This window comes from Nocardiopsis oceanisediminis (assembly GCF_048595525.1).
GTDB lineage: Bacteria > Actinomycetota > Actinomycetes > Streptosporangiales > Streptosporangiaceae > Nocardiopsis_A > Nocardiopsis_A oceanisediminis.
In genome coordinates this window covers 6,346,339-6,357,708 of record NZ_JAFMZJ010000001.1, presented here as the reverse complement: position 1 = coordinate 6,357,708, position 11,370 = coordinate 6,346,339, and the positions used below count along the sequence as shown (strand labels likewise).

Sequence of the window (11,370 nt, the reverse complement as noted above, 5' to 3'; positions counted from 1 at the left end):
CGCCGCAGGCCGCTGCCCGGGGCCGCCCCCGCGGCCGGCCCCGGCCCCGGTGCCGCGGCCGGGTACGCGCGGGGCGGGGCCCCACCGGGCGACCGGCCGGACACCCCGGAAGCCTCTCAGGGGTCCGGCGGCCGCTGCCCGGGAGCCGGGAGCCGTTCTCCGCCGACGGCTCCGCCTCCCGGCCCCGGGCACCGCGGCCGGGCGCGGCCGGCCCCCGCCGGACCGGCGGTACCGGGCGTCCCCGCCCTGCTTCCGGGCCCCTTCTCCGGATGCGGAGGCGTCCGGCGCGGCCCTCCTGCGGGTCCCGCGCCGGGATCGCGGGGCGGGTACCGATTCCGGCGATCACCGTGGTCCGGCCCAAAAGGCGGAAAACCCTGCGTGATCCCACTCTGGCGCGTTACGTTCTGGGTATCGCCGGGGAGGGGAGGGGCCATGCCTGCGGAAGCGGCCGTGCCCGTGGACACGGAGGCCTTCATGCGCCGCCTGCTCGTCGAGCTGGCGGCGTCGCTGGAGGAGACCATCGGCCCGGAGGAGGCCGCCGGCCACATAGGTCTGGCCGCCCAGCGGATGGGCGACGAACTCGGCCCGCACCGCCCCCGCGGCCCCCTCGGACCGGAGCGGATCGCGGCCGCCCTGATCGACCTCTACCGCGGCATCGACGGCGACCTCCGGCTGGTCTCCTGCGACGGCGAGCGGATCGTGCTGGCCAACCTGGCATGCCCGTTCGGCGCGGGGGTCCGCGGCCGCGAGGCGCTGTGCACCATGACCTCCGGCCTGGCCGGCGACCTCGCCGCCCGGCACACCGGCTACGCCCGGGTCGACCTGGCCGAGACCATCGCGCGCGGCCGCCCCCGCTGCCTGATCGAGATCAGCCTGCACCCCGGCCCGGACGACGGCCCCGGCGAGGAGTACTACGGTCCGGGAGCGGACGGCCCGTGCTAGCCGGAGACCTCTTCGGCTCCATCACCCGCACCGTCAGCGACCCGATGCTGCTGGTCGCCGAGGACGGCGAGGTGCTCGGCCGGAACGCGGTGATGCGCCGGCTCTTCCCCGGCGCGGAGGTCGGCGCCGACCTGTACCGGCTCGCCGCGGACGGCCCCGAGCAGGTCGGGGAGACGCTGCACCGCTGGGCCCGCTCCGGCCGGCCGCTGGCCGGCTCGCTCGCCCTGATCGACCGGGACGGCCGCCCGCGGCGCTGCCACTGCTTCGGAGCCCGCGCCTCCTGGGCGCGCACCGGCGGCCCGGCCGTCCAGGTCCGCCTGGTGCCGGTCCGCGAAGCGGACCGGACCACCCCCGCCCGCGGCGCCCGGGAGCGCCGGCTCCGCGCCCGGCTGGAGCACGAGCACGCCGCCGCGCTCCGCCTCCAGCGCAGCCTGCTGCCCGAGCGGGTGGACACCACCCGGCTGCGGGTCGCCGCCGCCTACGCGCCCACCGCGCGCGGCTCGGAGGTCGGCGGCGACTGGTACGACGCCTTCACCGTCGCGGGCACCGCCAAGACCGGGCTGGTGATCGGCGACGTCGCCGGGCACGGCCTGGCCGAGGCGGCGGTCATGGCGCAGCTGCGCAGCGCGGTGCGGGCCTGCTCGCTGGAGGTCGGCGCCCGGCCGGACCGGATGGCCGACCGGATCGACGGCTACGTCGAGGCGTTCCTCCCCGAGGAGATGGCCACCATGGCCTACGCGGTGCACGACCCGGACGCCGCCCGGCTCTGCTACTGCATCGCCGGGCACGTCCCGCCCATCCTGGTCCGCGCGGACGGCCGGTGCGAGCCGCTTCCCGGCCGCCCCGACCCGCCGCTCGGCTGCGCCCTGGGCCTGCGCCACCGCCGCAGGTGGAAGCGGACCGCCCCCGGCGACCTGCTGGTGCTCTACACCGACGGCGTGGTGGAGCGCCGCGGCGCCTCCATCGACCAGGGCGTCGGCGCCCTGGCCGGCCTCCTCGGCGGCCTGGGCGGGGACGGAGGGGCGGAGCCGGCCGAGGTCTGCTCCGCGGTGATGGACTGGTCCGACGAGGGCGGCCGCGCCGACGACCGCGCGGTACTGGTCGCCGCCCTCTGACCGGCCGCCGGCCCCGCACCCGGTACCGGTCCGGGAGGACGCGGAACCGGCCGGCCGCCCGGTGGGGCCGCCTCGTTGATCTTGGAGTCGCGGGGGTACCGGAGCGCTCCGATACCCCCGCGACCCCAAGATCAACGGGGAAGCGGTGCGGAGCGCCGACCCGGACCTTCGCCCGGAAGGCGGCGGGGGCGGGGCCCGATGGCGCGGTCCCGGGTCCGGCGGCGACGATTTAGACTGGTAACGATCCACCTCTACCTGCGGGAAGGCCGTTACGTGTCCCTTGCCGGTGCTGGCGACAGCACGTTCGACACCGTTCTCGTCGTCGATTTCGGCGCGCAGTACGCGCAGCTGATCGCGCGGCGGGTGCGCGAATTGCACGTCTACAGCGAGATCGTCCCCTCGACGATGCCCGTCGAGGAGATGCTCGCCAAGAAGCCGAAGGCGATCATCCTCTCCGGTGGCCCGTCCTCGGTCTACGCCGAAGGGGCCCCGCAGGCCCCGGACGGCCTGTTCGAGACCGGGGTGCCGACCTTCGGGATCTGCTACGGGTTCCAGGCCATGGTCTCCACCCTCGGCGGGACCGTCGCCAAGACCGGGCTGAGCGAGTTCGGCCGCACCGACGCCGAGCTGGGCACCGACTCGGTGCTCTTCGGCGGCCTGCCCGCCGCCCAGTCGGTGTGGATGTCGCACGGGGACTCGGTCACCGAGGCCCCGGAGGGCTTTCGCACCGTGGGCAGCACCGCGGGCGCCCCGGTCGCCGCCATCGAGGACACCGGCCGCGGCCTGTTCGGGGTGCAGTTCCACCCCGAGGTGATGCACACCGAGCACGGCCAGGACGTGCTCCGCCGGTTCATCTACGACGGCGCGGGCTGCCGCCCCACCTGGACCATGGTCAACATCGTCGACGAGCAGGTGGCCCGGATCCGCGAGGAGGTCGGCGGCAAGCGCGCGATCTGCGCGCTCAGCGGCGGCGTGGACTCCGCGGTGGCCGGCGCCCTGGTGCAGCGCGCCATCGGCGACCAGCTGACCTGCGTCTTCGTCGACCACGGGCTGCTCCGCAAGGGCGAGGCCGAGCAGGTGGAGAAGGACTTCGTCGCGGCCACCGGCGCCCGGCTGAAGGTCGTCGACGCCCAGGAGCGGTTCCTGTCCGCGCTGGCCGGGGTCACCGACCCGGAGGAGAAGCGCAAGATCATCGGCCGGGAGTTCATCCGGGTCTTCGAGCAGGCCGCCCGCGAGGTGGTCGCCGACGGCGGCGCCGCCGGCGAAGAGGTCGAGTTCCTGGTGCAGGGCACGCTCTACCCGGACGTGGTGGAGTCCGGCGGCGGCACCGGCACCGCCAACATCAAGTCGCACCACAACGTCGGCGGCCTCCCCGACGACCTCGCCTTCACCCTGGTGGAGCCGCTCCGCGAGCTGTTCAAGGACGAGGTGCGCCGGGTCGGCGAAGAGCTCGGCCTGCCCGCCGAGATGGTCTGGCGCCAGCCGTTCCCCGGCCCCGGCCTGGGCATCCGCATCATCGGCGAGGTGACCCGGGACCGCCTGGACGTGCTCCGCGAGGCCGACGCGATCGCCCGCGAGGAGCTCTCCCGGGCCGGCCTGGACCGGGACATCTGGCAGTGCCCGGTGGTGCTGCTCGCCGACGTCCGCTCGGTCGGCGTCCAGGGCGACGGCCGCACCTACGGCCACCCCGTGGTGCTCCGCCCGGTCAGCAGCGAGGACGCGATGACCGCGGACTGGACCCGGCTGCCCTACGACGTGCTGGCCGCGATCTCCAACCGGATCACCAACGAGGTTCGCGAGATCAACCGGGTCACCCTGGACGTGACCAGCAAGCCCCCGGGCACCATCGAGTGGGAGTAGCGGCCGCGTGCCGCACGCGGAACGGCCCCGGCGGGAACCTTCCCGCCGGGGCCGACCCGTGCGCGCCGCCGGAACCGGTCCGGGCCGCGCCGGGTCAGAACATCTGGATCATCGCGAGCCGCTCGCCCTGCGCCGCCCCCTCCGGTGCGCAGGAGCCGAGCTCCGCGCTCGTCCGGGTGGACTGGGCGGAGGGCTGGAAGGTGCACGTCCATCCCTCGAAGCCGGCCGGGGGAGCGGCTCCCCCCTGAGCCTCGGGCGTCTCCAGGTACCGCTCGACGACGGGGCGGCCCTCGGAGCAGGAGATGTCCGGGGAGGTCGCGACGAGCACGACCTCGTCGACCGCGGGCGCGGCGGAGACCGCGCCGCAGTTCCACCGGTCCAGGTCGCCGTCGAAGGCGCTGTAGGTCCAGGTCCAGGGGGTCGGGCTCTCAGGCCTGGTGTACTCCAGCCGCAGCGGAACCCCCTGCTCGGAGATCCAGAGGGAGAAGGCCCGGTCCTCGAGGCGGTCCTCCCCGGTCCTCGGGTCGGGCTCGCTCCCCTGGTAGTCGCCGGAGATCAGGGTCGCGGGGGTGCCGTCCAGCTCGGTGGTCTCCTCCTCCCGGACCTCCATGCTCTCCAAGAGGTCCCGGAAGGGCCGCAGGACGGGGGCCCGCGCGTCCTCCTCCGATTCGATGGAGTTCCCGTCCGAACTGGGGCTGAAGTCGGCGACGAAGGCGGGCCCGTACTGCAGGTTCCGGTCGTTGTGGACGTCGTAGACGGCGTCCACCGCCTCCGTGCCGCCGCTGTGCCGCTGGTAGAAGTCGGGGTCGGAGCGGTGCACGTACGACAGTTCGACCGGGCGGGGCGCCGGGTCGTCGGGCGAGCTCTCGTTCTCGAGCACCGCGTGGTACGACTCGGCCGTCTCGAACAGCTCGATGACCCCGGCCACCGCCTCCTCCGGGGTCGGCGGGGCGGTCGGGCTCGGGGAGGCCTCGGCCTGCGGCGCGCCCTCGCCGGCGACGGAGCGGGCCACGAACAGGCCGCCCACGCCGACCCCGACGGTGCCGACGATCGCCGCGGTGACCACGGCGGCGAGCTTGCCCGCGCCGCCCACCGCGGCGGTGCTCCCGACTCCGGCCCCCGTGCCGGCCGCGGCGCCGGTGGCCGCGCCCGCGGTGCCGGAGGCTCCGGTGCCCGCTCCGGCCGCGCCCGCGGCGGCGGATCCGGCCGCGACCGCGCCGAGCCCGGCGGCGGCGGTGCCCGCGGCGGCCGCCCACATCCGGGGGTCGTGCCAGGAGGCGTCGATGCCGGTCCACACCCCGGAGAGCAGCCCGCGCAGCCGGCCCGCCAGGTCGGAGGTGGGCACCGCGCTGATGTCCTCGGCGACCGAGTAGTCGAGCAGCCCCCGGTAGATGGACTCCGCGTCCGGGCGGTGCGCCGGGTCCTTGGCCAGCGCGGCCTGGAGCATCGGCACCAGCCCGGCGGGCACCCCGTCCAGGTCGGGGTCCTCCTCCACCGCGCGGCGCTGCCGCTCCCCGGTGTCGTCGGCGGCGAACGGGGAGCGGCCGGTCGCGGCGTAGGCCACCAGCGCGCCCCAGGCGAACACGTCCGAGGCCGGGGCCGGCGGCGCTCCGCGGAACCGCTCCGGGCTGACCCACCCGGGCGACCCGAAGACCGCGCCGGAGGGGTCCGGCCGGGAGGCGGCCGGGCGGGCGATGCCGAAGTCCAGCACCCGCGGGCCGTCCGGGGAGAGGATCACGTTGCCCGGTTTGACGTCGCAGTGCACGATCCCCGCGGCGTGGATCGCGGCGAGCGCCTCGGCGGTGCCGGCCGCGAACGCGGTCAGCATCTCGTCCTCCAGCGGGCCGCTCTCCCGGACGTGGCCGCCGAGCGTCGGGCCGGGGACGAAGTCGGTGGCGACCCACGGCGGGTCGGCCCGGGTGTCGGCGCCGTGCACCGCGACGGCGCACACGCCGCCCACCCGGCGCATCAGCTCCACCTCGCGGGCGAACGCAGCCCGGAACGCCGGGTCGGAGGCGTGCCGGGGCGAGACCACCTTCACCGCGATGCACCGGCCGTCGGCGTCGATGGCGCCGAAGACGGTTCCCATGCCGCCCTGACCCAGCCGACCGGCCACCCGGTAGGGGCCGATCCGGCGCGGGTCCTCCTCGCGCAGCGGCCTCAGTTCGGGGGGGAGGGGCGCGCCGGTCGGTTCGCTGCCCGGAGCCATGCGGAACTTCCTTCTTCACGGGGGCGGGGGACGCAGGTGTGCGGGAGCGATCCTAGCCAGCTTCGCACCGCTTCGCGGCGTTCCGCACGTCCCCTGGGGCCGCCGAGGGGAGAAGGACGGCCGACGGCGGAGAGCACCCGCCGGCCGCTCCTCCCCGATGACCTCGGCGTTGCGGGGGCATCGGCGCGCGCCGGCACCCCCGCCGCGTCGGGAGCATCGTCCCGGGGCGGGCCTCCCCGGCGGCGATCCGAAAGGGCGGGCCCCATCCGTCCGGGGCTACCCGTCCGGGGTCAGCCCCGGCGGCGCCTCCGGCGCAGCCGACGCAGCACCAGCACCGCCACGGCGGCCCCGGCGAGGATCGGCAGGGCCCGCTTGAGCACCGGCACCCCGGCGGTCCGGAGCAGGTCGAGGGCCTCCTGATCGGCCTCCCGGGAGGCGCGGGCCGCGGCCCGGGTCCGCTCCGCGGCGGCCTGCTCCTCCGCCTTCCCCGCCCCTTCCGCCCGCTCGGGCTCCTCCGCGCCGCGCTCCCCGGCGGCCGCGGGCTCCTCCGCGCCGCGCTCCCCGGGGGCCACAGGGGCCGCCGCGGCCGGCGCCGGTCCGCCGGATCCGGCCAGTTCCGCGGCGAGGCCGTCGGCGAACCGGGAGACCAGGCGCTCGCTGACGTCGGCCATCACGCCCCGGCCGAACTGGGCGACCCGGCCGGTCACCGTGATGTCGGTCTCCACCGCCACCTCGGTGCCCCCGTCCGCGTCGGAGAGCCGGGCCAGCACGGTCCCGCTCGCCGTCCCCGACCCGCGCGCCTCCTTGCCGGAGGCCTCGATGCGCACGGTCCGGGCCCGCGGGTCCTTCTCGGTGATCCGCGCCCGCCCGCGGTAGGTCACCGTGATCGGGCCGACCTTCACCCGCACCTTGCCGGTGAACTCGTCGCCGTCGACCGACTCCAGTGTCGCCCCGGGCATGCACGGGGCGACCCGCTCCACGTCCAGCAGCACGTCCCAGGCCTCCTCGACGGGGACCGGGACGGTGAACCGGTGCTCAAGCCGGATGCTCATCGGACTCCTCTCGGAAAAGCGGCCGCCTGCCCCGGCCCGGCCGGCGCCCGGCCGGGCCGTTCGATCCCGGTCCTGCCCTCCGCCCCCGCCCGAGCCGGCGCCCCGGCGGCCGGAGGCCCCGCCGCCCCGGCACCGGGGCACGGGGCGGCGCGGGCGCGCCCGCACCGCCTCCGGAACCGGTACCCGGTGCCCCGGCCCCGGAAAAGCGCGGGCTCCGGCCGGGGGCGGGCGGTGCCGCGGGCCTCCGGCGCGGATGCGCGGGCCGCTCGGCCGCCGGCTCCGGGTGCGGGGCGGCCCGGCCGGGCGCCGTGCCGCCCCTCCGGGCCGGAGCGCGGGCCCGCCCGCTCAGGTGGCGGCCGCCAGCAGGGCGCGGCCGGTCAGGACCCGGGCCAGGTGGCGGCGGTAGTCGGCCTGGCCGTTCAGGTCGCTCGGCGGGTCGGTGCCCTCGTCGGCCCGCTCCGCCGCGTCGTGCACCGCCCCGGCCTGGGCCGGGACGCCCCGGCAGGCCTCCTCGGCGGCGCGCGCCCGCATCGGGACCGGGCCCATGTTGGTCAGCCCGATCCGGGCCTCGGCGATCCCGCCGCCGTCCGGCCGCACCGCCGCCGCCACCCCGGTGATCGCCCACGCCTGCGCGGTCCGGGAGAACTTCTCGTAATGGAACGACCAGCCGCCGTACTTGGGGAAGCGCACCCCGGTCAGCACCTCGCCCGGCTCCATCGCGGTGGTCAGGTAGTCCACGAAGAACTCCGCGGCGGGCACGGAGCGCTCGCCGTCCGGGCCGGTCAGCAGGAACTCGGCGTCCAGGGTCAGCGCGACGGCGGGCAGGTCGCCGGCCGGGTCGGCATGGGCCAGGGCGCCGCCGAGCGTGCCCCGGTGCCGCACCGCGGGGTCGGCGACGGTCCGCGCCGCCATCGGGAGCAGCCCGCAGTGCTCCCGCACCAGCGGGTCCCGGATCACCTCGTAGTGCGAGGTCATCGCGCCGATCAGCAGGCTCTCGCCCTCGTCGCGCACGCCGCGCAGCCCGGACAGCCCGCCCAGGTCCACCACGGTGGTGGGGGCGGCCAGCCGGAACCGCAGCAGCGGCACCAGGCTCTGCCCGCCGGCGAGCGCCTTGGCGTCCTCGTCGGCGGCCAGCGCGTCCACGGCCTCCGGCACCGTGCCGGGCCGCAGGTAGTCGAAACGGGGCGGGATCATCGCGCACCGCCTTCCTTCGCGTCGGCGATCGCCCGCCAGACCCGCTCCGGCGTGCACGGCATGTGCACGTCGCGCACCCCGTGCGGGCGCAGCGCGTCGACGATCGCGTTGACCACGGCCGGGGTGGAGGCGATGGTGCCCGCCTCGCCCACCCCCTTGGCGCCGAGCGGGTTGGTGGTGGACGGCGTCACCGTCCGGTCGGTGGTGAAGTCCGGCAGGTCCGCCGCGGACGGCACCAGGTAGTCGGCCATGGTCGAGGTGACCAGGTTGCCCTCCGCGTCGTGCACCGCCTCCTCGAACAGCGCCTGGCCGATGCCCTGCGCCAGCCCGCCGTGCACCTGCCCGTCCACGATCAGCGGGTTGACCACCGTGCCGACGTCGTCCACCGCGGTGTAGGAGCGGATCCGCACCCCGCCGGTCTCGGTGTCCACCTCGACCGCGCACAGGTGCGTGCCGTGCGGGTAGGAGAAGTCGGACGGCTCATAGGCGGCGTCGGAGTCGAGCGACGGCTCCACCCCGTCGGGGAGGTCGTGCGCGGCGAACGCGGCCAGAGCCACCTCCTGGATGGTGGCCGAGGGGTGCTCGGTGCCGCGCACCGAGAACCGCCCGCCGGAGAACTCCAGGTCGTCCTCTGCGGCCTCCAGCAGGTGCGCGGCGAACCGGCGCGCCTTGTCCACCACCCGGTCGCAGGCCCGGACCACCGCGGACCCGCCCACCACCAGCGAGCGCGACCCGTAGGTGTCCATGCCGCGCGGGGAGACCATGGTGTCGCCGTGCAGCACCCGCACGTCCTCCACCGGGACCCCGAGCCGGTCGGCGGTGATCTGGCTCCACGCCGTCTCATGCCCCTGGCCGTGCGCCGAGGAGCCGGTGACCACCTCCACCTTCCCGGTGGGCAGCATCCGCACCGCGGCGTGCTCCCAGCCGCCCGCGCCGTACTTGAGCTCGCCCAGGATCCGGGAGGGCGCCAGCCCGCACATCTCGGTGTAGGTGGACACCCCGATGCCGAGCTGCACCGGGTCGCCGCGCTCCCGGCGGCGCCGCTGCTCGGCGCGGAGCCCGTCGTAGCCGAAGAGCGCGGTGGCCTGCTCGGTGGCCGCCTCGTAGTTCCCCGAGTCGTAGGTGAGCCCGGCGACCGTGGTGTAGGGGAACTCGTCGTGCCCGATCCAGTTGCGCCGCCGCAGCTCGATCGGGTCCATGCCGAGCTCCTCGGCGAGCTCGGTCACGATCCGCTCGATGGCGTAGGTCGCCTCGGGCCGCCCGGCGCCCCGGTAGGCGTCGGTGGGCATCGTGGTGGTGAACACCCCGGTGCAGGTGAACGAGTAGGCGTCCATCTTGTAGATCGCCGGGTACATGAACGCGCCCAGGATCGGCACCCCCGGGGTGACCAGCATCAGGTAGGCGCCCATGTCGGCGAGGAGCTGCACGCGCAGCCCGCGGATCCTGCCGTCGGCGTCGGCGGCGATGGACACGTCCTGGATCTGGTCCCGGCCGTGGTGGGTGGTCTGGAACCCCTCGGACCGGGTCTCGGTCCACTTCACCGGGGCGCCGAGCCGCCGCGCCAGCAGGAGCAGCAGCACCTCCTCGGCGGTGACCTGGAGCTTGGAGCCGAAGCCGCCGCCCACGTCCGGCGCGATCACCCGGATGTCCTGCTCGGGGATCCCGGTGGTCATCGCCAGCATCAGCCGCAGGATGTGCGGGATCTGGGTGGCCGACCACATGGTGTACCCGCCGTTCTCCGGCCGGCACACCACCGCGCGCGGCTCCATCGCCGCGGGGATCAGCCGCTGCTGCCGGTACCGGCGGGTGACCACCACGTCGGCCCCGGAGAACGCGGCGTCCACGTCGCCCGAGGCGAACGGCCACACGTAGCAGGTGTTTGTGCCCTTGTCCGCGTGCACCAGGTCGGCGCCGGGGGCGATGGCCCGCTCCATGTCCAGCACCGCCGGGAGCGGCTCGTAGTCGACGTCGATCTCCTCCAGGGCGTCGGCGGCGCTCGCCGCGTCCCGGGCGACCACGCAGGCCACCGCCTCGCCGACGTAGCGGACCTCCTCCACGGCCATCGGCGGGTGCTCGGGCAGCACGATGTCGTCGGTGACCGGCCAGGCGCACGGCAGCGAGCCCTGCTCGCCGGCGAAGTCCGCGCCGGTGAGCACCGAGACCACCCCGGGCATCTCCGCGGCCCGGGAGGCGTCGATCCCGGTGATCCGGGCGTGCGCCATCGGGCTGCGCAGGAACACCACCTGCAGGGTGCCGCTGTGCGCGATGTTGTCGGTCCACTCGGTGCGGCCGGTCAGCAGGTGCGCGTCCTCCTTGCGGGGCAGCGCCAGCCCGGTCTGCCGGGCCGGGGCCTCCGGGGCGCCGGTCACGACGCACCTCCCTGCACCGCGCCGGCCGCCGCCGGCGCCTCCCCGCGCGCACTCTGCCGGGGCACCCCGGCCTCGCCGCGCATCTCCGCCGCGGCGTCCAGCACGGCCGCGACGATGTTGGCGTAGCCGGTGCACCGGCACAGGTTGCCCTCCAGGCCCTCGCGGACCTCGTCCTCGCTCGGGTCGGGGTTGTCCCGGAGCAGGTCGATGGAGGCCATCAGCATGCCCGGCGTGCAGTAGCCGCACTGCAGGGCGTGCCTGCGGTGGAACGCCCGCTGCAGGGGGTGCCACCGCCCGTCGCGGGCCAGGCCCTCGACGGTGCGGATCTCGCTGCCGTCGGCCTGGGCGGCCAGGACCGAGCAGCTCTTCACGGACAGCCCGTCCACGAGGACGGTGCACGCCCCGCAGCTGCTGGTGTCGCAGCCGATCGGGGTGCCGGTCTTGCCGATGTCCTCACGCAGGTAGTGGACGAGGAGGCGGCGCGCCTCGACCTGGTCGTGGTAGCGCACGCCGTCGACGGATACGCGGATGTCGGGCATGGGACCGAGACCTCCCGGGTCGTGGATCTGGAGACCAACCGGGGGAGCGCTGATGCGCGGGTAGCCGCGGAACAGTACCGACCAACCTAA

At 76.0% G+C, this 11,370-nt stretch carries 8 protein-coding genes; 3 read left to right on the top strand and 5 right to left on the bottom strand.

Features of this window, described 5'->3' with window-relative positions; all coding sequences use genetic code 11:
* The first annotated feature begins 450 nt into the window (after window positions 1–450).
* The 3 genes from J0910_RS27685 to guaA all read left to right on the top strand — a co-directional run bounded on the left by J0910_RS27685 (window position 451) and on the right by guaA (window position 3,917).
* Window positions 451–942 carry a methanogen output domain 1-containing protein gene (locus J0910_RS27685; protein WP_420161465.1) on the top strand — a complete coding sequence of 164 codons (492 nt, stop codon included), beginning with the start codon at window positions 451–453 and terminating at the stop codon, window positions 940–942.
* Window positions 936–2,057 (top strand): PP2C family protein-serine/threonine phosphatase, encoded by a 1,122-nt coding sequence (locus tag J0910_RS27680; protein WP_420161464.1) that lies wholly within the window; start codon window positions 936–938, stop codon window positions 2,055–2,057. The genes J0910_RS27685 and J0910_RS27680 overlap by 7 nt, the downstream gene beginning before the upstream one ends.
* A gap of 273 nt (window positions 2,058–2,330) precedes the next feature.
* The gene (gene guaA / locus J0910_RS27675) at window positions 2,331–3,917 is read left to right on the top strand and encodes a glutamine-hydrolyzing GMP synthase (RefSeq protein WP_420161463.1); all 1,587 of its coding nucleotides are present in this window, start codon (window positions 2,331–2,333) and stop codon (window positions 3,915–3,917) included.
* 94 nt (window positions 3,918–4,011) lie between these two features.
* On the opposite strand, the gene J0910_RS27670 is transcribed toward guaA, so the two are convergent.
* The 5 genes from J0910_RS27670 to J0910_RS27650 all read right to left on the bottom strand — a co-directional run bounded on the left by J0910_RS27670 (window position 4,012) and on the right by J0910_RS27650 (window position 11,280).
* On the bottom strand, window positions 4,012–6,126 hold the full coding sequence (locus J0910_RS27670) for a serine/threonine-protein kinase (protein ID WP_420161462.1): 2,115 nt from the start codon (window positions 6,124–6,126) through the stop codon (window positions 4,012–4,014).
* Window positions 6,127–6,416: 290 nt separating this feature from the next.
* Window positions 6,417–7,178, bottom strand: coding sequence for an SRPBCC family protein (locus J0910_RS27665; RefSeq protein WP_420161461.1), 762 nt, complete (start codon window positions 7,176–7,178; stop codon window positions 6,417–6,419).
* A 345-nt stretch (window positions 7,179–7,523) separates the two neighbouring features.
* Window positions 7,524–8,372 (bottom strand): FAD binding domain-containing protein, encoded by an 849-nt coding sequence (locus tag J0910_RS27660; protein ID WP_420161460.1) that lies wholly within the window; start codon window positions 8,370–8,372, stop codon window positions 7,524–7,526.
* On the bottom strand, window positions 8,369–10,741 hold the full coding sequence (locus J0910_RS27655; protein WP_420161459.1) for a xanthine dehydrogenase family protein molybdopterin-binding subunit: 2,373 nt from the start codon (window positions 10,739–10,741) through the stop codon (window positions 8,369–8,371). Before J0910_RS27655 ends, J0910_RS27660 begins: the two co-directional genes overlap by 4 nt.
* The gene (locus J0910_RS27650) at window positions 10,738–11,280 is read right to left on the bottom strand and encodes a (2Fe-2S)-binding protein (RefSeq protein WP_420161458.1); all 543 of its coding nucleotides are present in this window, start codon (window positions 11,278–11,280) and stop codon (window positions 10,738–10,740) included. Before J0910_RS27650 ends, J0910_RS27655 begins: the two co-directional genes overlap by 4 nt.
* Window positions 11,281–11,370 lie beyond the last annotated feature (90 nt).

Coding starts and splice junctions, on each gene's coding strand:
- J0910_RS27670 (WP_420161462.1), bottom strand. CDS start 6,126: ATGGCTCCGGGCAGCGAACCGACCGGCGCGCCCCTCCCCCCCGAACTG.
- J0910_RS27665 (WP_420161461.1), bottom strand. CDS start 7,178: ATGAGCATCCGGCTTGAGCACCGGTTCACCGTCCCGGTCCCCGTCGAG.
- J0910_RS27660 (WP_420161460.1), bottom strand. CDS start 8,372: ATGATCCCGCCCCGTTTCGACTACCTGCGGCCCGGCACGGTGCCGGAG.
- J0910_RS27650 (WP_420161458.1), bottom strand. CDS start 11,280: ATGCCCGACATCCGCGTATCCGTCGACGGCGTGCGCTACCACGACCAG.